Source organism: Neopararhizobium haloflavum (genome assembly GCF_002750855.1).
Classification (GTDB): domain Bacteria; phylum Pseudomonadota; class Alphaproteobacteria; order Rhizobiales; family Rhizobiaceae; genus Georhizobium; species Georhizobium haloflavum.
On sequence record NZ_NWUC01000003.1, the window covers coordinates 283,684 to 304,961 of the forward strand.

General features: G+C 63.4%; 27 protein-coding genes. 4 read left to right on the forward strand and 23 right to left on the reverse strand.

All coding sequences use genetic code 11. The annotated features are described in order from the left end of the window. Window positions 1–75: 75 nt before the first annotated feature. Complete coding sequence (locus CN673_RS08960; protein WP_099865907.1) at window positions 76–1,029, reverse strand: Bug family tripartite tricarboxylate transporter substrate binding protein; 954 nt, start codon at window positions 1,027–1,029, stop codon at window positions 76–78. 195 nt (window positions 1,030–1,224) lie between these two features. Between CN673_RS08960 and CN673_RS08965 the strand changes: the two genes are divergently transcribed. After that, window positions 1,225–2,139, forward strand: coding sequence for a LysR substrate-binding domain-containing protein (locus tag CN673_RS08965; protein WP_099865908.1), 915 nt, complete (start codon window positions 1,225–1,227; stop codon window positions 2,137–2,139). A gap of 283 nt (window positions 2,140–2,422) precedes the next feature. On the opposite strand, the gene CN673_RS08970 is transcribed toward CN673_RS08965, so the two are convergent. The 13 genes from CN673_RS08970 to CN673_RS09020 all read right to left on the reverse strand — a co-directional run bounded on the left by CN673_RS08970 (window position 2,423) and on the right by CN673_RS09020 (window position 15,319). Beyond that, window positions 2,423–3,226, reverse strand: coding sequence for an SDR family oxidoreductase (locus CN673_RS08970; RefSeq protein WP_099865909.1), 804 nt, complete (start codon window positions 3,224–3,226; stop codon window positions 2,423–2,425). A gap of 151 nt (window positions 3,227–3,377) precedes the next feature. Next, entirely contained in the window at window positions 3,378–3,530 is a 153-nt protein-coding gene (locus tag CN673_RS20870) for a hypothetical protein (RefSeq protein WP_157928841.1), read from the reverse strand. A 19-nt stretch (window positions 3,531–3,549) separates the two neighbouring features. Continuing rightward, on the reverse strand, window positions 3,550–4,626 hold the full coding sequence (locus CN673_RS08975) for a DUF2793 domain-containing protein (protein ID WP_099865910.1): 1,077 nt from the start codon (window positions 4,624–4,626) through the stop codon (window positions 3,550–3,552). Window positions 4,627–4,636: 10 nt separating this feature from the next. Further along, window positions 4,637–8,596: a baseplate multidomain protein megatron gene (locus CN673_RS08980; protein ID WP_099865911.1), complete on the reverse strand. Its 3,960-nt coding sequence runs from the start codon at window positions 8,594–8,596 to the stop codon at window positions 4,637–4,639. Window positions 8,597–8,605: 9 nt separating this feature from the next. Next, window positions 8,606–9,040, reverse strand: a complete 435-nt coding sequence (locus tag CN673_RS08985) for a C40 family peptidase (protein ID WP_099865912.1) — start codon at window positions 9,038–9,040, stop codon at window positions 8,606–8,608. A 52-nt stretch (window positions 9,041–9,092) separates the two neighbouring features. Beyond that, the gene (locus CN673_RS08990) at window positions 9,093–9,671 is read right to left on the reverse strand and encodes a hypothetical protein (protein ID WP_099865913.1); all 579 of its coding nucleotides are present in this window, start codon (window positions 9,669–9,671) and stop codon (window positions 9,093–9,095) included. Between the two features lie 113 nt (window positions 9,672–9,784). Beyond that, entirely contained in the window at window positions 9,785–10,669 is an 885-nt protein-coding gene (locus tag CN673_RS08995; RefSeq protein ID WP_099865914.1) for a phage/gene transfer agent baseplate hub protein, read from the reverse strand. 16 nt (window positions 10,670–10,685) lie between these two features. Next, a complete protein-coding gene (locus tag CN673_RS09000) occupies window positions 10,686–11,210 on the reverse strand; it encodes a 3TM-type holin (RefSeq protein WP_157928842.1) in 525 nt (174 codons plus the stop codon). Next, a complete protein-coding gene (locus tag CN673_RS09005; RefSeq protein WP_099865916.1) occupies window positions 11,207–11,956 on the reverse strand; it encodes a glycoside hydrolase family 108 protein in 750 nt (249 codons plus the stop codon). Before CN673_RS09005 ends, CN673_RS09000 begins: the two co-directional genes overlap by 4 nt. A gap of 3 nt (window positions 11,957–11,959) precedes the next feature. Beyond that, window positions 11,960–12,091 (reverse strand): hypothetical protein, encoded by a 132-nt coding sequence (locus CN673_RS21445; protein ID WP_280951169.1) that lies wholly within the window; start codon window positions 12,089–12,091, stop codon window positions 11,960–11,962. Continuing rightward, on the reverse strand, window positions 12,084–12,446 hold the full coding sequence (locus CN673_RS09010) for a hypothetical protein (RefSeq protein WP_099865917.1): 363 nt from the start codon (window positions 12,444–12,446) through the stop codon (window positions 12,084–12,086). The genes CN673_RS21445 and CN673_RS09010 overlap by 8 nt, the downstream gene beginning before the upstream one ends. Next, entirely contained in the window at window positions 12,443–13,069 is a 627-nt protein-coding gene (locus tag CN673_RS09015) for a DUF2460 domain-containing protein (RefSeq protein WP_099865918.1), read from the reverse strand. Before CN673_RS09015 ends, CN673_RS09010 begins: the two co-directional genes overlap by 4 nt. A 42-nt stretch (window positions 13,070–13,111) precedes the next feature. Continuing rightward, entirely contained in the window at window positions 13,112–15,319 is a 2,208-nt protein-coding gene (locus CN673_RS09020; protein ID WP_099865919.1) for a phage tail tape measure C-terminal domain-containing protein, read from the reverse strand. Between the two features lie 63 nt (window positions 15,320–15,382). On the opposite strand from CN673_RS09020, the gene CN673_RS09025 reads away from it, so the two are divergent. Next, on the forward strand, window positions 15,383–15,601 hold the full coding sequence (locus CN673_RS09025; RefSeq protein ID WP_280951170.1) for an AbrB/MazE/SpoVT family DNA-binding domain-containing protein: 219 nt from the start codon (window positions 15,383–15,385) through the stop codon (window positions 15,599–15,601). Beyond that, on the forward strand, window positions 15,601–15,981 hold the full coding sequence (locus CN673_RS09030) for a type II toxin-antitoxin system VapC family toxin (protein ID WP_099865920.1): 381 nt from the start codon (window positions 15,601–15,603) through the stop codon (window positions 15,979–15,981). Before CN673_RS09025 ends, CN673_RS09030 begins: the two co-directional genes overlap by 1 nt. Here the strand turns inward: CN673_RS09030 and CN673_RS09035 are convergent. The 4 genes from CN673_RS09035 to CN673_RS09050 all read right to left on the reverse strand — a co-directional run bounded on the left by CN673_RS09035 (window position 15,971) and on the right by CN673_RS09050 (window position 18,053). Further along, a complete protein-coding gene (locus CN673_RS09035; RefSeq protein ID WP_210200116.1) occupies window positions 15,971–16,144 on the reverse strand; it encodes a DUF7697 family protein in 174 nt (57 codons plus the stop codon). The two genes, CN673_RS09030 and CN673_RS09035, sit on opposite strands and share 11 nt — an antisense overlap. A gap of 68 nt (window positions 16,145–16,212) precedes the next feature. Next, window positions 16,213–16,668, reverse strand: coding sequence for a phage-derived protein YdaY family protein (locus CN673_RS09040; RefSeq protein ID WP_099865922.1), 456 nt, complete (start codon window positions 16,666–16,668; stop codon window positions 16,213–16,215). After that, window positions 16,668–17,609, reverse strand: coding sequence for a phage tail tube protein (locus tag CN673_RS09045; RefSeq protein WP_099865923.1), 942 nt, complete (start codon window positions 17,607–17,609; stop codon window positions 16,668–16,670). The genes CN673_RS09040 and CN673_RS09045 overlap by 1 nt, the downstream gene beginning before the upstream one ends. A gap of 24 nt (window positions 17,610–17,633) precedes the next feature. Further along, the gene (locus tag CN673_RS09050; RefSeq protein ID WP_099865924.1) at window positions 17,634–18,053 is read right to left on the reverse strand and encodes an acyl-CoA transferase; all 420 of its coding nucleotides are present in this window, start codon (window positions 18,051–18,053) and stop codon (window positions 17,634–17,636) included. Window positions 18,054–18,155: 102 nt separating this feature from the next. On the opposite strand from CN673_RS09050, the gene CN673_RS09055 reads away from it, so the two are divergent. Further along, complete coding sequence (locus tag CN673_RS09055; RefSeq protein ID WP_099865925.1) at window positions 18,156–18,803, forward strand: hypothetical protein; 648 nt, start codon at window positions 18,156–18,158, stop codon at window positions 18,801–18,803. Here the strand turns inward: CN673_RS09055 and CN673_RS09060 are convergent. The 5 genes from CN673_RS09060 to CN673_RS09080 all read right to left on the reverse strand — a co-directional run bounded on the left by CN673_RS09060 (window position 18,800) and on the right by CN673_RS09080 (window position 21,263). After that, window positions 18,800–19,429 carry a DUF6441 family protein gene (locus CN673_RS09060; RefSeq protein ID WP_099865926.1) on the reverse strand — a complete coding sequence of 210 codons (630 nt, stop codon included), beginning with the start codon at window positions 19,427–19,429 and terminating at the stop codon, window positions 18,800–18,802. The genes CN673_RS09055 and CN673_RS09060 overlap by 4 nt on opposite strands. A 5-nt stretch (window positions 19,430–19,434) precedes the next feature. Then, a complete protein-coding gene (locus tag CN673_RS09065; RefSeq protein ID WP_099865927.1) occupies window positions 19,435–19,746 on the reverse strand; it encodes a head-tail joining protein in 312 nt (103 codons plus the stop codon). After that, window positions 19,746–20,081, reverse strand: coding sequence for a DUF2190 family protein (locus CN673_RS09070; RefSeq protein ID WP_099865928.1), 336 nt, complete (start codon window positions 20,079–20,081; stop codon window positions 19,746–19,748). Before CN673_RS09070 ends, CN673_RS09065 begins: the two co-directional genes overlap by 1 nt. Window positions 20,082–20,155: 74 nt before the next feature. Continuing rightward, entirely contained in the window at window positions 20,156–20,857 is a 702-nt protein-coding gene (locus CN673_RS09075) for a GIY-YIG domain-containing protein (RefSeq protein ID WP_099865929.1), read from the reverse strand. Beyond that, the gene (locus CN673_RS09080; RefSeq protein ID WP_099865930.1) at window positions 20,841–21,263 is read right to left on the reverse strand and encodes a DUF6884 domain-containing protein; all 423 of its coding nucleotides are present in this window, start codon (window positions 21,261–21,263) and stop codon (window positions 20,841–20,843) included. Before CN673_RS09080 ends, CN673_RS09075 begins: the two co-directional genes overlap by 17 nt. Between the last annotated feature and the right edge of the window lie 15 nt (window positions 21,264–21,278).

The following is a 21,278-nucleotide window of genomic DNA, read 5'->3' on the forward strand; positions in this document are numbered from 1 at the left end:
CACGCTCCTGTTTCGGCACGCGAAAGACTTTCGCCGTCCCCGCGGCGCCACGCGACGGGGATGGCGAGAATGGCCTCAGTCGATGAGACCGGCACGGCGCAAAAGCTGACCGTTGTGCTCGAAGTCCTCCTTGAGGGTCTCGGCGAATTCCTCGGGTCCCTCATAGGCGATCTCGAAGGATTGGTTGGCAAGCGCCTCGACCACTTCCGGGTCCTCGAGCGCCTGGGTGAAGGCATCGTGCAGCACCTCCACGATTTCGGCGTCGACCCCCTTGGGCGCCACGATGCCGATGAAGGCGTCCTTGTGCGCCTCGTAGCCCGCGTCCCTAAGAGTCGGTATGTCGGGATGCATGCTGCTGCGCGTGCTGGAGAAATTGATGAGCGGACGGACCAAGCTGGGGTCGGCATTGCCTTGGAACGTCGCCACGCCCCCTACATTGCCGCCGAGCACCGCCGCCATGGCGCGGCCCCCGCTATCATAGGGAATGGCCCTAGTCTCGATCTCGGCCGCTTCGTTAAGCACCGCCATGGCGAGATCGGATATGCTGCCATTGCCAGGAGTGGCATAAGTGAAAGCCCCCGGGTTCTCCTTCACGTGAGTTAGCCATTCGTCGAAATCGGCCCATGGCGCATCGGCCTGGACCAGAAGCACCTGTGGGATGTCTACTAGGCGTACGATCGGCTCAAAGCTATCGTAGGAGTAGCTCGCGCCCTGGAAATGTGGCTGGATGGTCACCGGACTGTTGGACGTGAGGCCGATCGTGTAGCCGTCGGCGGGCGCATTCTGGATCGCAGACATGCCCACCGTCGTGGAGCCGCCCGGGCGGTTGACCACCACGACATCGACCTGATTGGGCAGGTATTTCCCCAGCGCCGAGGCGAAGAGACGTGCCGAGGTATCGGTGCTGCCGCCCGGCGCGAAGGGTGTGATCATCTCAATGGTACCGCTGGGATAGTCCTGGGCGACAGTCGTGGAGACGCCCATACCCAGCACCAGCGGTACAATTAGCGAAAACAGGATCTTTCTCATTGAACTCCTCCAATTCCGGATTATTGCCGAGCCCGGCTCTCCTCCGCGCCCCCCCGTCGCCGGAGAATGGCAAGGATTGATGTACCGATCTATTTGGTCAAATATTAAAATGACATCTAAATATGCGTTTGTTGCATACACTTGATAACCGACCGACTCGACGCTCGCATGTCGGAATAACCGCACGGATGATGAATGAGACTGAATCTGAAACAACTGGACGCTTTCCGCGCTGTGATGGTCACTGGTTCCACGTCCGATGCCGCCCTTATGCTGCACCTGTCCCAGCCGGCGGTCAGCCGATCGCTTCAGAACCTCGAGGAAGCGATCGACTATCAGCTCTTCATCCGCAAGAGCGGGCGGCTCTATCCGACTACTGAGGCCGAAAGGTTGTTCGCCGAACTTGACCAACTCTATTCCAGCTTTGACCACATTGCGCATGTTCTCAAGACAATCAGGCCCAGCGGCGATGGGCATTTGCGGATCGTTGCATCCACGCCCATGGCGCAACGTTTTCTGCCGGCAGTCTTTGCTCGTTTCCAAGCAAGTCGCCCGAACGCCAGCCTATCCCTGCGTGTGATTGTCAAGCGGGAAGCGGCCAAATGGCTGGAATCGCAGCAATTCGATCTCGCGCTCCTGACCATGCCGATCGAATATCCAGCCGCGTGCACCCAGCATGTCGCGACAGTGGATGCTGTTTGCATCCTGCCTCCGGCTCATCCCCTCACGGCCCGCAAGTTCGTCGACGCGACCGATCTTGCCGACGAGCATTTCATCTCGATCGTCCCGGGGACGACGCTTCGGGCCCGAATCGATCAGACGTTCACCAGCCTCGGCATCGACCGCAGTAAGTTGCTGCTGGAAACGCAGTCGGGAGCCTCGATCTGCCAGATGGTCGCCGCCGGACTAGGGGTGTCCGTGATCGACTCGCTGAACGCCGAAGCATTCCAGCATCTGGGTGTTGTGATACGCCCCTTTCGACCGCGGTTACATTTCGACTACGGACTTTTCGTGCCTATCCACCGCCAGCTTTCGAGCGAGGCGCGCGCGTTTCGTGATCTGCTCAGAGAGATGACCGAGCCGCTCGGAGGCCCGCGATCCTTCGGCTGAGTCGCAGGGAACACATCGTGCAACCCGCGGCTGCCGCAGTGTTCCCGTTTGTGAGCCGAACAGTTGGCGACTTCGGTAAGTCAGTTCGAGAGATCGAACGCCTCAGCCAAACACGCGCGCAGCCAGAACCCGGCATCATCTAAGCTTGGCCATCAGACCCGAAGTTAGACACGATGATGCAATTCCTGCGGTCGGTATCGACAAGTGCTGGCGCTGCCCCATTGCGAGACTTGTGATCATCATCGCTGCAATGCTTGTTCTTCGGGTGTAGATGCTACTTTGATTACCTGGCTGCCGCCATGACGCCTGCGCTCGACCGGCTGCGACTACGGCCACCGTCAACGACGATATCCGCCCCGGTGATGTAGGCGCCCGCATCCGAGCAAAGGAAGACAGCAGCGTTTGCGATATCCGAGGTCTTGCCGAACTCTCCGAGCGGGATCGACGAGAGCTCTAGTTCTTTACGCCCAGAATCTTCATAGAGTCGTTTCACGCCTTCAGTATCGCCGATGGGACCAGGCGCGATGGTGTTGCAGCGTATGCCGTCCTTGCCCCACTCGCAGCAGAGTGTCCGCATCAGCGACATGATACCGGCCTTCGCAGCGCCTGCATGGGCGCATCCCGGCCAGCCCTCAAGCGCTCGCGTCGTCGAGATCGCCAGGAACCGCCCGCCGAACTTCGATCCCTTAAGCGCCACATAGGCCGCCTTGGCGCAATGGAAGGTCCCGTTCAGGTCGATGTCGACAACTGTCTTCCATGCGTTGGCTGACATCTCCGCTGTGGGCACCACAAAATTGCCCGCCGCGTTGGCTACCACAATGTCCAGCGTGCCGTAAGTATCGATGGCTGCCTGCACCGCGCCGTCTATAGCCTCTGGGTCGCGCACGTCGGCTGCCACGGCTATTGCCTCGGCGCCCATGCCCTTCAGTTCGTTCACCGCCCCTTCCAACCGTTCCGCGTTCCGGCTCGTAAGTACAAGCCGCGCCCCCGTGCTAGCGAAGGCCTTGGCAATGCCAAATCCAATTCCGCTCCCGCCACCGGTTATAAGCGCCACACGCCCCGCCAGCGCGTCAGTCGTGAAGGTCATGTCGTTACTCCCAATTGCTTATATCCACGCAGAACCGTGCGGTATTCTGCTAGCCTCTACTTACAGTTGTAAGACGAATGCCAATCCACATTGTTGTCCAACCCACTCATGCAACTTGGCATGTAGGTTGGGATCGGGACAAGAATTGTTCTCAGCAACACGCAGCCCTGATCACCAAGGAGAGCAATGCTGGGAACGGCGGCGCAAGATTCCGCTTCGCGCCTTCCTCCGCCGCCCGGGTCAGGATCGCTTCGAACTCGGCGTCGGGCATGCGGACGAAGCCGTCGGATTGGCGTGTTGTCATGGGATCCTCCCTCCACCGCTCAACCAATCTTGCAGCCCCAGAAGGACGTGTGGTCGGCCGCGAAGTAGCCGTCCGCGACTCGGAAATATCCCTGCAGCTCTACGGTATCGCCCGCGGTGAGCGGGACCATGGTCTGCAGCCAGATCGCGGTGGCGAGCGAGACGTGGGTGGCGGAGATTTCGCCGAGGGAGCCACGGATTTCGGTGGTGCCGTTCAGCACCAGCCGTCCCCGCATGCGCGCGGTCGTGCTGGCGTTCACCTTGTAGAGGAGCGTCCCGCCGAAGAGGTAGGTGCCGTCCACCGGCGCCACGAAGTGGTTGTTCGCGGCGTCGAACACCCCCTGATCGTTGTAGTCGGTGTTGTTCAGGCCGATCTTGGTCCAGGTGCCGACGCCGACATAGTTGTCGTAGTTCGTGTACGCCTTGAAGCGCGGCAGCCGGGGCTGATCGACGATGCCGTTCGCGTTGTCGATGCTCAGCCCGTCGAAGAAGGTGCTGCCGTCGGCCGAGACTGCGAGGCGGAAGCGGTCCGAGCCGAACAGCCCCACCAGCGCCTTGGTCACGAAGCCAGTCTGGAGGGTCAGACCGAGATCGTCACCCGCAGCCTCCTTGTTCATGGTGTAGAAGAGATCGCCGGTCCCGCCCTCGGCGACGGTCTTCGCCGTCCAGAGTGCGGCGTTCAGCTTGGCCGAGAACGGGTTCGAGGCATCCGCTGTCGTGCCGACACCCAGTAGCGCCATGTTCTGCAGCGCCGTGGGCGTCGTTCCGATCCAGCCGGCGCCATCATAGACCAGCAGCAGGCCCTCATCCTCGACCCATGCCCGCCAACCAGTCCGTGGCGGCAGGCGCAGCCATGCGCCCTCGGTCCAGAGCGCGACGTTCAGGTCCCAGCCCGCCCAGTCGCCAGTCGCGCCCGAGGCGACAATATAGCGGTCACCGTCGATGTGACTCCCGGGCGGTGCCGTCAGGTCGCGGTCGAGGACGGAGAGCTGGACGAGCCCGTCGAGGAGCCGCAGCGCTTCATTGTGGGTGACGTGCTTCTGTGCCTGCGCCGCCAGGATATAGGGCAGCAACAGATGGGTCGTGGCGTCGGACATGGAATGACCTTCAGAACGTGAGCGTGACTGTTTTCGGCCCGCCCCGCCCGACGAGAGCGGAGAGCTGGAAGATGCGGATGTCGAGTGTGTCGCCGGCGGCGAGCGGCGCACCCCAGTCGACGGTCTGGTCTGCGTCGGTGTAGACGGCGCTGGTGGTGGCGGTGCTCAGCACCCGCTTCACAATGGCGCCGTCGAGGATCTCGACCTCATAGGCTTCGAGCTCTTCCCCAAGCGGTACCTCCAGCCCGCCCCAACTGTCCGCCGCGAGCGCGCGGGACCGGCGGGTCCAGCGGATCGTCAGATCGCCGGGCGTACGTGGCGTGCGCCACGGCTGCTCGACATGGGCGACGGAGAACGGCCGCAGTCCCGCGCCCGAGGGGGAAAAGGTCTGCGCCACATAGGTCTCGTCGCTAACCGGACGGCTCGATGGTCCGATGCGCCAGTTCCACGGGAGCCCAAGATCGGCTTCGGCGATGGGCAGCGACCCCAGCGCGGTGTCCAGAACCACCACCCGCGCGCCTGCGGGCGCGGGATTGCTCACCGCGTCCTCGGTGCCGCGCTGGCCACGGAGGAGACGGGTCAAGCGATACCGGCCGGGCGCAAGCAGCTCGGCTGCACTCGCCTGCACGATCTCCCAGGAACCGTGCGAGGTCTCGATGGCGAGCGCATTGGCCCCGCCGAACAGCTTGAGGTCGGTGACGCTTTCCAGAGTGCCGGTAAGCAGATCGACCACCAGCGCATTGCCGAGATCGAATCGCGATGTGGGGCCTGCGTAGAAATCCGAGACGAGCTTGCCGATGCGAGCGCGGCTGCCGAACGTGGTCAGCAGCTCGAAACCATCAGTCGAGGGGCTGCGAAACACCGCGATCTCACCAGGCCAGGGGACGGCGTGCGCTGCAATGAGGGGCCGGTGCGCGGGCTGGCCCTCGGTCAGCTGCGGCAGCTCCATCAGCACCGCCTCGGGCGCGCCGAAGACGACGGCCTGCGAGACAGCTGAGGAACGCGGCGCGCCGGACGGCAAGTCATAGGCCTCTCGATCCTGGCGAATTGCCTCGATGCCGCGTGCCCCTGCATCGGCAATGGAGACGAGCCGCAGATCGACCAACCGCCCGTCATGATTGAGCATCACCACATCGGCCGGATCGAGTGCCAAGCGCGAGGGCGGCAATCGAAACGCTGCCGTCTCGCGCCCGACCCACGCCTCCATCAGCGCGCGGCGGCAGCGGTGCTCGGCCTCCTCTGGCGGCACCGCCATCGGGAAGGTCTCGGAGGCGATGCGCGTCGTATCGACAGTGATACGCCGGGCCTCGACGAGGGCAGCGTCGTAATCCTCGTCGGCTCGGGCAATCTGCCACTTCAGAGCCTGCGGCAGTTCAGTCTCCTGTCCGCGTGTGAGTTCCAGCACGTCGCCCTCGCGGGCGGCGACCAGATCGTCGGGCTCGAGGGTGGCGACGGATGCCCTGCCGCGCATGACAAAGCGGATGACGCCTTCGGTCTCCACAGCGTCGAAGCTAAAGTGACGCGACAATGTGGTGATCGAGGCGCGCGGGCTTTCGAGTGCCGTGATTGCGTAACCCTCGACCGCACCCCAAAGCCCGGAGACGTCAATCCTCGCCCCGGGCATGCCGGAGCGCAGGCAGAGATGCCGGACCAGCGCCGCGAGCGATACTGCACCGAGCCGTCCGGTCAGCCAGTGCCCGAGCCGCCAGTTCGCACCGTCGGACCACACGTTGGTCAGCGCTGGAAAGAACGGATAGGGCCGCGCATCCCAGGTCCAAGCGGCGCATTCAGGCATATGCACCATCCGGTCGCCATAGACCGCGGATACCGGGTTGTTCGCCGGGTTGCCCCACCAGAGATATGTCGCCTCGAGATAGGCGCGCTGGATGGCGTCATCGCGCCAACCGCGGGAAAAATACGGCAGTGCGTTTTCCGATGATTTCGGGTCGGGAAAGACATTCGGCTGGTTGCTGCCGCGATCGACGGCCGGACAGCCGATCTCGGTAAATCGGATCGGTTTTGATTGCGGCGCCCATGCCGTCGGCGTGCCGCTCTCCACCTCACCCAGGCGCTCGTAGTGGAGGTTCGACCACCAGGCGTGAAGATCCTTGTAGCGGAAAACCCATGGCTTGCCGGCGGCTCCGTCCGTGATCGGGGAGCGGACCTGCGCGGCACGGTCTGCGGCGCTGGCATAGAACCAGTCGAAGCCTTCGCCGCCCGCGATGTTTGCCTGCAAATAGGCCCGATCGTAGATCGCGGGCCAGCCCTCGGCAGCGTCGCGATGCTCGAACCCGTCGCGCCAGTCCGACAGCGGCATGTAGTTGTCGATCCCGACAAAATCGATGTTGCCGTCCGCCCAGAGCGGATCGAGATGAAAGAATACGTCGCCGGAACCATCGCCCGGCTGGTGCCCGAAATATTCCGCCCAGTCGGCAGCGTAGCTGATCTTTGTCGCCCGGCCGAGGATGCTGCGCACGTCGGCGGCAAGATCGCGGAAGGCTTCGACCGCCGGATAGCTGCTGGCATCCGAGCGGACCGTTGTAAGTCCACCCATCTCGGTGCCGATAAGGAAGGCGTCAACGCCGCCTGCGGCCGCGCATAGATGGGCGTAGTGCAACACCATGCGTCGCAGACCCCAATCGCCAGGCCCGCCGGTAAAGGCTACGCTCTCGCCGGAAACCGAGAAGTCGGACGGGCTGACACTGCCAAAGAAGGCCGAGACCTGCTGAGCAGCGGAGATCAACTTGTCGACCGTTCCGGCATAGCCTGCGGCCGGCGAACAGGTGATCCGGCCGCGCCAGGGATAGACGGACTGTCCCACCTCCCCGGCATTATCGGAATATGGGTCCGCCAGCGTATTGCCGGGCGACACATCCATCAGGATGAACGGATAGAAGGTGACGCGAAAGCCGCGCGCCTTCATCTCTCTTATCGCCTGCACGACCGCGAAATCTGACGGCGTACCGCCATAGACGGGTCGATCCTCGCCATCCACGCTGACGACATGCGCGTCTTCGCGCCCGACGCCATTGACGATCCACGGCTTCGGAAGTGTCGTCTTGTCTGCGACTTCGACACCGGGACGCAGAACGCATTCGCCGGCGCGGAGGTCGTTGCCGAACCAGGAGACAACAAGGCTGACGCTCTTGACGTTCGGTGCCATCGCCTGCAGCCGGTCGAGCGCCACCACCATGTCGGGAATGTCGGCGCGCGCATTGACGTTCTCGAAATATTGCCCACCGCCCTCCTCCTTGCGGATGGGTTCGGTGGCGTAGATGAACTCGCCCGATGCAGGGATGATGGTGACCGCTTCGATCAGCCCTTCCAGCGTGTCTGGATCGCTCAGAGGACGGAACACTTCGAACGAGAGCTGCGGCAGGCGGTTGCCGAATTTGCCAAGGCCAAGATCCTCGAAGACGACATAGGCCGTGCCACGATACGCGGGTGTCTTCGCAGTACCCATCTTCGCCGCGATAAATGGATCGGGCGACTGTGTATCATCGCCCCGATACCAGCGCCAGGTGATGCCGGTTGGATCGAGTAGTTTGCCGTCTGCCCAGATGCGGCCGATGCCGGTGATCGGACCCTCGCAAAGTGCCACGGCGAAGCTGGCATAGTAGAGATACTCGGTGGTTTCGATGCCGCCACTGTCCTTTCCACCGCCTTGCGTGGTCGTCTCGGTCTCTTCGCGGAAGTCCGTCGCCCATATGATGTTTCCGCCCAACCGCATCCGACCGTAGAGCCGCGGGATCACCGCGCCTTCTGTGGCAGAGGTGATGCGGAGCGTGTCGAGTCGCGCGCCCTCGATGCGCTGCGTCGGCGTGAGCGACGAGATGAGCCAGCTGTCAACTGCCGATCCGATAGTGGAACCGATGACGCCGCCAATGGTCGCGGCGCCGACGCCAAGGATCGCGCCGCCAATCCCGCCGCCAATGGCGGCGCCGGCTGCGCCGAGAATGAGAGTGGTCATGGTTGGGGCTCAGCGTTGCGGAAACAGGAAGGCAAAGGCGATGCGCCGCCGCCACGCTTCGCTCAAGGGCTGCTCGATCACGCCGAGCCGACCATAGGCGTGGATAAAGGTGACGGTGCTGGTGATGAGCCCGACATGTTTGGCGATGGCGCGTGGCTTCATCCGAAAAAGGACCAAGGCGCCGGGGCTGGCCGCCGCGGGCTCTATCTCGATCATTAGCCGGCGCGCGCCTTCGGCCAGTACCTCGCATGGGCCCGTCTCGCCCCAGTCGCGGCTATAGGGCGGCATCGGAAACGGCTCCGGACCCACCACTTCCCGCCAGATCCCCCGGGCGAGACCGAGGCAGTCGCAGCCGACACCTTTGAGGCTCGCCTGATCGTGGTAGGGCGTGCCCAGCCATGAGCGCGCAACCGCGATGATGCAGTCAGAATTGGCGGTTCTCACAGCAGTTCGGGGTGCGCCAAAATCTTGTAATGATGTTCGATTGTGGAACTCCCTATCCGCCTCCCTGGACGAAAGCTGCCGCTTCACGGCCGAGCTTGCCGGCGGATCGTTTTGTTTCGTAGCGAGAGAAATGTCCTGCACTTACAAATTTCCACGGGCCCTTGAGGACCTCAACGGCAGCAGTCGCAGTCTTTCCGTGTGCAACGACCACCTCCGGCATGATGGTCTCGAGCAGAAAGTGGAACGGCGCGATTTCTCGCCGGGAGGGATGGAGGGTCTGCATGTCTGCACTGTCGGCCGAGAAAATGTTCGTCTCCAGTATGCGAACAGGGCTGGCTCCCTCGACAAAGGATTCGATGCGAAGGCGCGTCGGACTGATCGCAAGCCGCCGTGTTTTTCCCGGCTTTGGCACTGAGCGGGTGGCGGCGTAGGATCGCAACCATTCCTGCTTGTCGAAGCCATATCCGGGTCGCCAGAAGTGCCAAAAATCGTTTGCCAGTTCTGTTGCCGGGTTGAAGCCAACCAGAAATATCTTGCAGTCGAGAGGCGAGCCTTCGCACACAAATGGTCGAAGGTCAGTCGGCCTCCCGATCATGTCGGCAAGCTTATTCTCAAATTGGTCAAGCTTCACATCGATCCTCCAGGCACAGCCGGATGCAGGTTAAAAGCCGACACTTGGACAAGTAAACAGCTGAGCGGAAGCAACTGACCAAACCCATACAAAGCGCTCGCAATCAACAATCGTCACAAAATCGCCCCCTCGTGCCCGCCGTCCTTCGTCGCGTAGCGGAGAACTGCGTCCTGGCCGGGGATATGCGGGAAGCCGCGGAAGTTGGCGGTGTTGGCAAATTTCATTCCGCAGGTCTCGATGCGCTTGTCGCAGCCGGCGCGAATTGTGAAACCGTCACCCTCGCCGACTGCGCGCACCGGCGCCTCGAGCAGCGTCAGCACCGCGATGCCATCCGTGACACCGTGGCCCAGCACTTCGGTGCGCCGCCCTGCGTTCGCGCCGCTCGTCCACTTAAGCGTGCCGAAGGTGAACCAGCCGGAGGCATATCCGTCGAGCCCCGAGGCGGTGAAGGCACGGTCTCGCAGGAGATCGATGACGGCGCCCGTGCCCTTGAAGGCCGGGGCCTCGAGATCGACGCCGCAGCGCCCATCGCCGAGTGCAGCGTCACAGCTTGCCTGGAAGGTTCGGCCGACTGTTTGGCCGAGGACATGCGCAAGCGAGCGTACCTCTGCGACGAAAGCCAGCCGCCCGCGCCGGATCTGTCCGATCGCGCCGCGCCGCATCAGCACGCGTTGCGAGACGTCCGCCCAGTTCACCCGCCAGACCTCTATCTCAGCGTTGTCCCAACGGCCATCAAGGATGTCGGTTTCGGTGATCCGGTCGGAAGTCAGCACGCCCTCGGCGTCCTGCGCATCGACCGACAGGTCCGATCCCGAACGCACTTCAGAGGCTGTCAGCCCGCTCTCGGGCTCGAAGTCCGTGCCATCAAAGCCGAGCGTCCGGTCGTGGTCGGTGAAGCCGAAAGTTATGCCATCGGCACGCATGATCCGCCAGCACCAGGCGAGCGTCGTCGTGCCCTCGTCGAGATGGGCCTGCAAGTGTGGAGAGAGCAATTTCATAAACTATCACCGACGATCATCCTCGCCCCGCAAATTGGTTGAGCGCCTGTTTGACCGTGTGCCCGCCCATATAGAGGCCCATGAACCAGGCGGTCAGCGTCATCATCGTGGAAAGGTCGATGTCTGCCGCAATGTCTGAGCCGATCGCGGCATCTAAGGTCGGCACCAGGACCAGCCGGAAGAGAAAGAGGAAGCCGAGGAACCACATCCAGGCCGGCCGCCAAGCCCATGTCCACCAGCTCTCACTCCTGCCCAATTCGGCCAGCATCAGCCTGTTGGCTTCACGCTGCTGCTCGACCCATGCAGCCACAAGCTGGGGTGTCTCCGCCTCGGCCGCGGCGACGGCAATCTCCAGATCTTCAGCGGGCAGCGATGGAAGATCATCGGGGGCAACACCGGCCTTCTTGGCAATGGTGTCGATGATCATGCCGCCCATCTCACCGGCCATGCCGCCAACACGGGTTTCGAGAAGCTGCCTCACGATCGGCGCGCCGACTTTCGCGGCGACCTCAATCAACATGGATGCAAGGACGGGGCTCACAGCATGATCCTTTCCGCCTCGGCGGCATAGGCTGACGCGCGCTGCTTATGGACGATCGCTCGAACGATGAGAATGAAGACAAGGAACGCGCCGGCGGCGACGATCACGCTGAGGACCCAGCCAGCGATCTGGTCGGCGTGCTGCGGATTGATCAGCACATCACCGCCACCCGCCGTCGTCGTGGCGCCGGATGCACCGGCACCCGCGGCCTGATTGCTTGCCTTGGATTTGGCGGCTTTGGCTTGCTTCACCAGTTCCTCGCGCGCCGTCTGCCGCCCGGTCGACTTCGCCAGCGCCCAGGCAACGCCCTTGGCCTCGATGTTTGCGACCCGGCGTGACCACCCCCTGCCGAAAGTCTTCCAGATGGCGAGCGAGCGCATGAAGCCGAGGCGCTTGGCGCAGAGCTTTTGCACCGTCTCATGATCCGGCCCGCCGATCGCGCTCATCAACCATTTGCGAGCGCGAGAGGGCCCGGAATTCACACCGGCATCAAAGGTGGCAAGATCGACGCCGGCAGCGAGCCGGTCGCCGCCAACCGTATCCCAGTACCCAGTGCGATAGATCCGTGCCACATCCTCCTGCGGAATGTTGCGCAGCTGCGTTCGCGTCGCGTTCGGCCGGTAGCGGCGATAGGTGGCGAGCGTGATGCCTTTCATGGTGGCACCGCCCGGGTCGGAGGGATGGTCCGCCCAGCCGCCTTCGTAGCCCAGCGTCACCGCCAGGCAGTTTTCAAAGTTTCCATGCATGGATCACCTCAAGGAAAGAGCGAGCAGGATGATGAGCGCCGCGACGACGCCGACACGCAGTCGATGAGCGAAGGTCTCAAGCGGATCGGGGCTGTCGCGACGAAGTTGGCGGGCAAGATGCAGAAGCTCACGCATTGCCCCCATCTCCCTCGGCGCCTCCTCTTCCTCCTTTGAGCCGCGCGAGCGCGACTTCGATGAAGGCAGGGCCAAAGACGCCGACGAGATAGGCGGCCGAGCCTGCAGCGCTCCCGGCGGGGATTGTTTCGGGCGGCAAGCCCAACCAAAAGGTGACGAGCGCCATCGAAAGGCTTCCCATGCCGGCGGCGATCAACCCGCCGAGAAGGATGTGACGCAGCGCATCGCGCAGACGCATCCTCGTCGTCAGCGCGTTCGTGGCACCGCCGAGCGCACCCCAGGCCGCGAGGATCACCGCCGTCGATGCGGCAAGCTCGCGCAGCACGGCCGCAACGAAACCTTGGTCATCGTTCATCGTCGGATCTCCACGAGCGGGATGGAGGTGATCGAGCCGAGCCGCTCGAGATCGAGCGTCACGTCGAGCTTGTCAGTGTCGAAGCGGACGGGAACGTCAAACTCGAAGCATGCAGTTATGGCGACGCCAGCACCCGGCGCGGCGGTGAAGGTGACGACGCCGGTCGTGGTGTCGGCGGACCAACCGGAGGGCTGTTCAACTCCCGACAGGGCAATGCGGACCGTCTCAGTCACAGGCTTTGCGATCGTCCGGCTCCACGACTGGCCACCCGAGGTGTAGCGCTTCACCAATTGAAAGGCGGTCGTCGTGCCATCGCCATTGCCAATCCCTTGATCGGTTGGCTCCGGTATCTGCGACGGTGGACAGGATTTGTAGTCGGCCCAGTCCTTGAACCGGAAGCCAAACAATCTGCCGTTGCGCGCCTCAAAGAAGGCGACCACCGCGGCAAGATCGTCGACGCGGCGGATGCCATAGGCGACATCATAGCGACGACGGCTGTTCGCCCAGCTGGCATTGCGTTCTTCATTGCCGCTCGCCAGCTCGACAATCTGGGTGCGCCGTTCCGGCCCGCCGCGCGCGCCGCGGCTGACGTCGTCCGGAAACCGAACCTCGTGGAAGGCCATAGCGTATCTCTTGTGAATTCGTGACTGTGATCGAAGGTGAGCTCAGAGCCCACGCCGGCCGAGCGACACGGCACGGGCGATGTCAGCCGCGACCTGCGTGCGAGACTGGCGGAAGCTTTCCGCGTCACGGGTCATGATGGTGATGTTGACAGCCGGCGTGCTACTCGCCGTGCCATAGTCTCTCGTCTCACGCCGAGAAAGCACACGCTCACCGCGTTGCAGGATCGCCGGCACCTCGTCATGGCGGAGCCCGACCGAGCCGCCAGAATGCATCCGCGGCGCCCCGGCAAAGGCCAATGTCGGCACCATGCGCGCTGTGCCATCGCGGCCGGCAATGCCACCTGAATGCATTGTGACGGCACGCAGGCTCGCCCAAGGATCAGCCATACCGCCGAAAATACCACTGACCGCATTGGAGAGCGGAGCGAGGATGAAACGCCGTGCGGCGAGCTTGGCAAGATCGGCAATCAGCGAGGTGACGAGATCACGGACCTTCAGCTTGCCGGACTTGACGAAGTCGGCGACGGCATTTTCGGCACCTTGGAAAGCACCGACCAGGCTCTTGCCGATATCGTCGCCGACAGCACGTGCCCTGCCAGCATAATTGGAAAGCGCCGCTGTGACCGCCTGCCAGCCGGTAGCAGCAGCCTCGGACGTCGGCTTTGCAGCCTCGGCGGCTGCCTTCGTGGCAGTCCCCGCACCCGTTGCGGCGCTGCCAGCATCTCCAAGGGCCGTTTCGAACCGCTCGGTAGCCCGCGTCGCCTCAGTGAGCGCATCTGCACCGATATCATTGCCGCCACGCATCGCATCGCGCAGCGCCTGCATCGCCGGACCGACACCGTCGAAGGCGGAGGCGCGCGTGGCAATCGCCTGCCGGCGGAATACCTCGGCCGAGGCGCCGGCATTGCTGGCCGCATGACCGAGCCTCGAGGCATAGGATTGTGCCCCGAACCAGTCGACCCGCGCATCCGCGCCGATCGTCTGCGCCACCGCGTTGAAGGTCGGCCCGATCTGCCCGAGGAAGTCTGCCCACTTGCGGGAGAGGAATGACATTAGTCGCAGCCAGATCGATTCCACCTCTGCGCGCAGCGCCCGGAAGTCGTCGGCGAAGGATCCGGCCGAGGCCTTGATGCCGTTCCAGACGGCCTTCGCCACGCCGCCCATCAGTTGGAATGCATTGCCCAACCCACCGGCACCGCGAACCAACTGACCGAATTGGTAGATCAGCTCGCCGACACCAATGATCAGCGCACCGATGCCGGTGCGGATGAGAGCGCCGCGCAGGAGAACGAGTGCCGTGGCAAGACCGCGGACGGAGAACGCTGCCGCTGCGAAGCCTGCCACCCAACGCCCGGTGAGATAAGCGACAAAGGTTGCAGCATAGGTGGCGAGCCGATCGAGATTGTCGATCAGCCCATGAAACGCGCTGTGCAGCATCCCGCCTGAGGAGGAAAGTCGAATGAAGGCATTGGACAGCCTGATCATCGCAGGCGCCAATGCCGCACCGATCTGGTTGCGCATGCCCTCGAACACCTGGCCGACACCGATCAGAGCGATCTGTGCCCGGCGCATCGTCTCGATGGTACTGGCATCCATCACTGCGCCGAGATCGCTGGCACGGGCTCCGAGCCGCTGCATCTCCGCCCCGCCATTACGAAGAAGCGGCAGCAATCGGGTGACGTCGCTGGCCATGGCTTCGAGATAAAAGGTCATCTCCTGCTGGGAGAGACCGGCTCTCTCTAGACTATCCACGAAGAGCTTCAGGGCTTCCGGGCCGGAAAGCCGGGCGAACTGATCGGCGGTGACACCGACCTTCGGCGCAACATTCTCGAAAAAGTCCGCCATCGGACCGCCGCCGGTTTGCAGAAAGTCGCCCACACGGTCATTGACGTCCTTCAAAACGTCAGCAAGCTTTTCCTCCTCGATGCCGACAGAACGGGCAGCCCCAGCCCAGCGTTGGAACGCCTCCGGTGTGGCATTTGCCACCTGCGCGAGCTCACGGGTTTCGGCGGCAGCCTGGATCGTTGCCCTGGCGATTGCCCCCATGGCCGGAATAGCGGCCGCGGCAGCCGCGCTCATCGCGACCGTGATCCCACGTGCAAAACCAGCAAGCCGCTTATTCGCTGCCTCCATCTCGCGGGAGAGCCGTCCGAAGCCCCGTGTTCCGGCTTCACCAACTCCTTCCAGTTCGGCGCGCACCTGCCGTCCGCCGACCGCGGCTAGCCGGACACTAACGCGCTTTTCGGCCATTGGCAGGCTCCTTGCTTTCGCCGCATCCGCGTCTTACGTTTCCGCTATCGATCAAACGAGCGTATGACCATGGCCGAGACCGCAACTCTGTCCTCGAAGTTCCAGATCTCGATTCCCAAGGCGATCCGGGCCGCGCAGCAATGGGAGGCCGGGCTGACCTTCGCCTTCATCCCGAAGGGCACGGGCGTCCTGCTGGTGCCAGTGCCGAAGCGGGAGGCGCTGAAAGGCCTGGCACGAGGGGCATCGCCCAAAGACTATCGCGACCGCTCGGACCGGTTCTGATGATCCTCGTCGACACGTCGGCGTGGATCGAATGGCTCATCGACTCGCCAACAGGCGAGAAGCTGTCCAGGCAGTTGCCAGAACAGGCTGAGTGGCTCGTCCCGACCATGGTCCAGCTGGAGCTGGCGAAATGGCTGACCCGCGAGGTCGGCGAGGACAAGGCGGATCAGGTCATCGCCTTCACGCAGGTCTGCACTGTTGTGCCTCTGGACACCGAGATCGCGGTGGCGGCGGCGGAGGCCTGCCGCGAGCACAAGCTTGCGACCGCCGACGCGATCATATTCGCAACAGCTCGCGCACAAGGCGCGACACTCCTGACCTGCGACGCACATTTCGAAGAACTTCCCGCCGTCACCTATATTGAGAAGATCAAGGCCTGACATCCGAAACGCCTTTCGCCGCCAGTTCCTCGTTCAGCTTCCGGACCATCACCGCCTCGATCTCTGGCAGCAGTTCGGCCATGGCGAGCGGCAGCACACCGAGCGCATCACCGAGTGCCAGCGCCGCCGACATGTCCCAGCCGATCACCGCGCCGGGCAACACGCGCAGCTGGCCGCCGAGACGGCCGACCAGGTCCCAGACCTGCCAGCCTTCATGCGTCAGAGGCCGGTTCAGCCGCGCTGGGCAGTCCGGGCAGGCTTGCTCGCGGCCCTTGTAGGATGGGCAGGCTTGGCAGTACCGCTCGCCCCCGCCGAAGGACCATTCGGCGAGAGCGCAGAGGCGTTTTTTTCCTGTTCGAGCAGCAGACCCTTCGAAACGTAGCTCAGCTGGAAGGCTTCGAAGATCGGCCAGACATCGAGCAACGCGTCGATGGCCTCGGGGCTGGGGTCGATGGAATTGCCGTCGGCATCGCCGATGCCCTCCCAGGCGAGCACCGCCCGACGCGCCAGCGCCTTGGCGAAGACCACCGCGCGCTCCTCGTCGGAGGCCTCCTCGGGCACGGCCTCGACGGCCGGGGCGCTGCGTGTCGCCACCATCAGCGCGGTGGTCAGCGGGCGAAGCTGCACCCGAACGCCGGGGGCGAGGTCATGCCAGCGTGGCGCGTTGGTCAGGTCGAGCGTGAGCATCAGTATTCCTCAATGTCGTTGATCAGGGTTGCGGTGCACATCCGGCCGACCACGCTGTCGCGGGCGGCCTGCCAGTCGAAGGTGGCCTGCACGCCCTGCGGACCGGAGATCTCGATCCGGGGTCGCGGCAGGTAGACGGCGTGCACGGTGAAGGTGAAGCTCTCGCCGGACGGCAGGAGGTAGGCGAAGTCCATCTCGCAGGCCTCGCCGTTGATCGCCTGCGTCACGAGCGTCTGGTCGGCGAAGCGCACCTCGATCCGGCCGGTCAGCGCCGCGATAGACGGGTCGGCCCCGTCGATGCGGCCGTCCGAGCGGATGGTTTCGATCCGGTCGAGGTTGTTGGCATAGGTGATATCTGCCGAGACGACATTGCCGAGCGCCGTCCCGTTCCGGGTGATCGCCCCGTTGAAATGACCAAACCGCTTCAACTCTAGCGTGGCCGGTGTACCCGCGCTCGTCGTGGTTCCGACCGTCTCGCCCTGCGCGACCAGCCGCGCGGTTGCCGTCAGCAGGCCCGAGCGCTGCATCTGCCAGGTCAGCTGGTCGAGCACGCAGCCCGGGTACATCGCATAGCGCGGCACCTCCGGCATACCGGTCTCGATCGACATCGAGGGCAGCGTCCAGGACCCTGAGTGGAACTCGTGGCTGTACGGGGCCTCGACGCCTGTGGTCGTTGGCGCGCCGAAGGCCGCCTTCAGCCAGAAGCCTAAGCCTGAAGCATCGAGCGGCACGACGACATCGCCATCGGCCGTGACCGTGTCCTTGATCGGCGCCAGCGGATCGCGGCCGTAGCCGAGAAGCTCGGAGTTCAAGAGCGGCTGCTCGGCACCGAGCGAGGTGGTGGCGAAGGGCATGCGGGTGAAGCCGCTCGCGGGCGGCGTTCCATAGGTCGTCTCGAACGCAAGTGCCATCAGCGCCCGCGCCCCCTGGGCTCGTGCCATGGTGTTCTCCTCGGCTTGTCGTGGTCAGGCCAATTGGTCGGCCGTGGAATAGTGCAGCACCACCGGGACCACTGCGGCCTTCAGGCTCGCCGCGCCCTCGATCGGCAGATCGACCGCGCGCGGGGCTCCGGCCTCGACCCAGTCGCAGAGGCCGCCCAGCGTCCGGTCGGCGGCAAGCGCCGCGGCGATTCTGGCGGTCAACGTGTCGAAGGCGGCGTCACGATCGGTGCCCTGCACAACTGCCTCGATCTCGGCGCGGTGCTGGTAGTGGTACCGCAAGGGCGACAGCGTAACCTCCGGTTCTCCGGGCTCGCCGTCGCGCAGGATCAGCAGGCCCTCGGCTGGCACGCGCTCGGGCAGCCCCTCGCCGCGGAGCGCGGTGGCGGGCAGCGCCGAGAGCCGCGCGTGCAGCGCGGCGAGGATGGTTTCGCGTGAGGTAGGCATCAGGAGTCAGGCGCAGGTGGGCGAACCGTGCAACTTGCACTTAATCCGGTTGAATGTTGAACATCCGAATGAAATGCAAAAACGAAAGATCGGAGCATATTTTTGACCAAGAAGCCTGAAAGCGTTTCTGCCCTCGATGAGTTCGGCCGTATCCGTCTCTCAAAGTCGTTCTTCATGCGCGAGTTCCTCTATAGCGAGGTTGCAAACCTCCACGGTATCCCGAACCTCCCCGAGGATCCTACCCTTGCCGTGGCCGTCGGCAAGCGCCTCTGCGAAGAGCTTCTCGAACCGCTTCATGCTACTTTTGGAAAGGTCGTGATCCGATCAGCGTTCCGGTCTAGTGAGGTGAACGGTTTCTGCAACCAACAACAGCGCGCAAAAAAGAAAGGCTATAGTTGTGCATCGAACGAAGCTAATTTCGCTGGTCATATCTGGGATCGAAGAGACGCCGATGGCTTCAGTGGTGCAACGGCTTGCATTGTCATCCCTTGGTTCGCCGACCGCTACGATAAGGGCGAGGATTGGCGCGCGCTTGCATGGTGGATACATGACCATTTGCCATACTCGAGCCTGTACTTTTTCCCGCGCATGGCTGCATTCAATATCTCATGGCATGAAAACCCCGAACGACGGATCAATAGTTACGCTGAACCAAGGGGCTGCCTGACCAAACCCGGAATGCCGAACCATGAAGGGAATCACCAGGAGTGGTATCATGGCTTCCCGGAACCCGCAGATTCATCGACTTAAAATTGCCCCTCCACCCAATTCGCCACAACCACTCCCGGCACCCTGTCGAGCGCACGCTCGGCGTCCCATTCGAGATCCAGCCGCTTGGGCAGCTTGACCTGCGGCACCAGCAGGAAGATCGGTGCGGTGACCTTGCCACGCCCGGTCTTCGAGCGCGACACCACCGCCTGACCTTTCCTGTTCAGCCGTCCCTCCGCCACCAGGAGGCTCGGCCCCGTGCGGCGATAGACGAAGCGCAGGCGCAACCCGCGGCGGCGCTCCCACTCACCGGGCGTGATCCTTCTGCCTCGCAGGGATTTGCCTGCGGCGGGCAGCGGAATCGCCAGCCAGAACCCGTCTTTCGAGCGGATCAGCGGGCCGGCATCATGCGCGCCCACGATGACCGGCGCCTTCGACCAGACCAGCGCTGCCGCGTCCAGGCTTTCGCCCGACCTCGGGAAGTTCTGGCTTCGGATCGAATTGGCGAGCCGTGTGCCGAGCCCCGCACCGGTGATCTGCAGCCGCCACGCGGTCTTCAGCCCGGTCCCGGCCTCGCGCATGGCAGCGGTGACGGCGCGTTCGCCCGCAGCGATCTCGGCCTGCATCATCGCGACGATGTCAGGATCGATGTCGAGCTTCAGCTTCATCGCGGTCACGCCGGGCGCAGATCGACGGTCCAGACCAGTCGTTCGCGGTCGCGGACGGGCTCGCCCTGGATGAGGAAGGCATCGCCGTCGATTTCCAAGCGATCGCCGGGACGCGGGTTCGCCACCTCGGCCACACGCAGATCGATCCGGGTGGTCTCGGACCAGAGCCGGGCATCGCCGAAGTCCGATATGACGTCAGCGCGCCGGGCGACGGCACGAACCAGCATGGGCGCGCCGCCATCGGCGATGTAGACCGCGTCCCGGCCGATGTTCGGATCGGCGAAGAGCGCGCCGACGGCGGCCGCGAAGGCAGCCATCAGAAGCTGCCGTTGAGCCGCACCCGGCCGTGGGTATCACCGGCCCCACCCGCGACTGCCTCAATGGCGACGCCGATCAGCGTGTTCGAGGTGGCCACGTTGGTGGTGCGCTTGTTGGTGTCGTCCCAATAGATTTTCGCGCCGGCCGTCCAGGCCTGCGAGCCGATCTTGGTGATGTCGAACACGCCGACGAGTGCTGCCTCGACGGGCTCGCCAAGGGTGGCGCCTCCGGTGGCGATGCCGAAGATGGAGCCGACGAGCAGCCCATCGCCCGAAGCGACGGCGTAGGGGGCGGTCAGGGTGATGGTGTTGCCGGGCTGGACGTGGTTTTTCATGACAAAAAATCTTTCCTCAAAAGAGAAAGGGCGGCCGTTTGGCCGCCCAAGATCTGCATTTTTTATGTTTGGGCTTAGTGTGCCGGCATACGCCTGACCAAGTCTTCGAAAAGATCCAAGAATCCCGGATCGTACGTCTCTTCGACGTGGTTGTTGTTCCATAGGCCAGATCGGCGAACCCTTTCTCGTCCGCTATGGTTTCCAAGCCATCCGGCGCTGGGCCGATCTTGCGTCGAGTCTCTAACGCTACTCAGAAGGGCAATGCTGTTCCGTTCGATGATAGCGCGCGCGCTATCAGGACCTGGTTTGTCCGGAACGTCCAGGAACAGCAGGTTCATTTTACCGAGGTATTCACTCACCCTCACCTCATGCTCTCGCTCGTGATCGCGCAGATCTCGCGTGGCCGATGAACCTCGCCCCCAGCTCTCGACGCTTGGCAATCCGGCTGCGTTTAAAAGAGCCTCCCCGACCAACAACCTGAAGATTGAGCCACGATGATTTCCACCAATGGGATTGCTGGTGCCACGGTGTTGGCCGAGCCTCTTCCAGAGCGTCGTGCGTGATCTGGATATGAGCCCATGCGTGCCAACCCGCACCACACGTTGTTGCGACGAAGAAGTTTCCCGGGGTTCATCGGGCTCGAAGAAGAAATAAACCCCCCGCTGGGGCCAGGGCATCCGCCCGTGACAATCACCTAATCGTAGCCGTCCGCCGATTTTGGCTTCGAGTTCATCGAGCAAGGCATAGAACGCGTTGAGGTCAGAGAGCAGCGGCATGGTGCAGCCAGCTCAGCTGTCGGCCAATTGTCAGTCCATCCATCGGCACGGTCACCTTCGTAAAACGCTCGCGTAGATATGGCATAAGGTTCTCGCGATAGCGGTTGCCAGCCATCACAACGACTTCGCCAACCTCGGGGATGGTCTCCTCCATCTGCTCCTGCACTTGCTGCGCCCATGCGCGCCGGTCAGCAACTGACATGGTGTTCAGGGTGCGCTCGTATGGCTCGATCACGCGGTCGGGGGCGAGCAGTCCGTGCTCCGCCGACAAAATGAACCATGGGTCACCACTGGCTTCTACAAGTACACGGGCCTTCACGAACCACGCCGAAGTGTAGAGGTTTGCCGCCAGTGTTGCTCTCGACCTCTTCCCTGCTACGCAGGACACAAGAATAACGCGACTCATTACGATGCCTCTGAA

Bases quoted from the DNA above. Each gene is read 5' to 3' on its own strand.
- CN673_RS09075 (WP_099865929.1), bottom strand. From the start codon at position 20,857: ATGCCGCTGCTCTCTGACCTCAACGCGTTCTATGCCTTGCTCGATGAA.
- CN673_RS09070 (WP_099865928.1), bottom strand. From the start codon at position 20,081: ATGAAAAACCACGTCCAGCCCGGCAACACCATCACCCTGACCGCCCCC.
- CN673_RS20870 (WP_157928841.1), bottom strand. From the start codon at position 3,530: ATGACAACACGCCAATCCGACGGCTTCGTCCGCATGCCCGACGCCGAG.
- CN673_RS09015 (WP_099865918.1), bottom strand. From the start codon at position 13,069: ATGGCCTTCCACGAGGTTCGGTTTCCGGACGACGTCAGCCGCGGCGCG.
- CN673_RS09005 (WP_099865916.1), bottom strand. From the start codon at position 11,956: ATGCATGGAAACTTTGAAAACTGCCTGGCGGTGACGCTGGGCTACGAA.
- CN673_RS08975 (WP_099865910.1), bottom strand. From the start codon at position 4,626: ATGTCCGACGCCACGACCCATCTGTTGCTGCCCTATATCCTGGCGGCG.
- CN673_RS09040 (WP_099865922.1), bottom strand. From the start codon at position 16,668: ATGCTCACGCTCGACCTGACCAACGCGCCACGCTGGCATGACCTCGCC.
- CN673_RS21445 (WP_280951169.1), bottom strand. From the start codon at position 12,091: ATGCGTGAGCTTCTGCATCTTGCCCGCCAACTTCGTCGCGACAGCCCC.
- CN673_RS08970 (WP_099865909.1), bottom strand. From the start codon at position 3,226: ATGACCTTCACGACTGACGCGCTGGCGGGGCGTGTGGCGCTTATAACC.
- CN673_RS09025 (WP_280951170.1), top strand. From the start codon at position 15,383: ATGACCATGGCCGAGACCGCAACTCTGTCCTCGAAGTTCCAGATCTCG.
- CN673_RS09050 (WP_099865924.1), bottom strand. From the start codon at position 18,053: ATGCCTACCTCACGCGAAACCATCCTCGCCGCGCTGCACGCGCGGCTC.
- CN673_RS09080 (WP_099865930.1), bottom strand. From the start codon at position 21,263: ATGAGTCGCGTTATTCTTGTGTCCTGCGTAGCAGGGAAGAGGTCGAGA.
- CN673_RS09060 (WP_099865926.1), bottom strand. From the start codon at position 19,429: ATGAAGCTGAAGCTCGACATCGATCCTGACATCGTCGCGATGATGCAG.
- CN673_RS09010 (WP_099865917.1), bottom strand. From the start codon at position 12,446: ATGAACGATGACCAAGGTTTCGTTGCGGCCGTGCTGCGCGAGCTTGCC.
- CN673_RS09065 (WP_099865927.1), bottom strand. From the start codon at position 19,746: ATGGCTGCCTTCGCGGCCGCCGTCGGCGCGCTCTTCGCCGATCCGAAC.
- CN673_RS09020 (WP_099865919.1), bottom strand. From the start codon at position 15,319: ATGGCCGAAAAGCGCGTTAGTGTCCGGCTAGCCGCGGTCGGCGGACGG.
- CN673_RS08960 (WP_099865907.1), bottom strand. From the start codon at position 1,029: ATGAGAAAGATCCTGTTTTCGCTAATTGTACCGCTGGTGCTGGGTATG.
- CN673_RS09045 (WP_099865923.1), bottom strand. From the start codon at position 17,609: ATGGCACGAGCCCAGGGGGCGCGGGCGCTGATGGCACTTGCGTTCGAG.
- CN673_RS09030 (WP_099865920.1), top strand. From the start codon at position 15,601: ATGATCCTCGTCGACACGTCGGCGTGGATCGAATGGCTCATCGACTCG.
- CN673_RS08980 (WP_099865911.1), bottom strand. From the start codon at position 8,596: ATGACCACTCTCATTCTCGGCGCAGCCGGCGCCGCCATTGGCGGCGGG.
- CN673_RS08995 (WP_099865914.1), bottom strand. From the start codon at position 10,669: ATGAAATTGCTCTCTCCACACTTGCAGGCCCATCTCGACGAGGGCACG.
- CN673_RS08965 (WP_099865908.1), top strand. From the start codon at position 1,225: ATGAGACTGAATCTGAAACAACTGGACGCTTTCCGCGCTGTGATGGTC.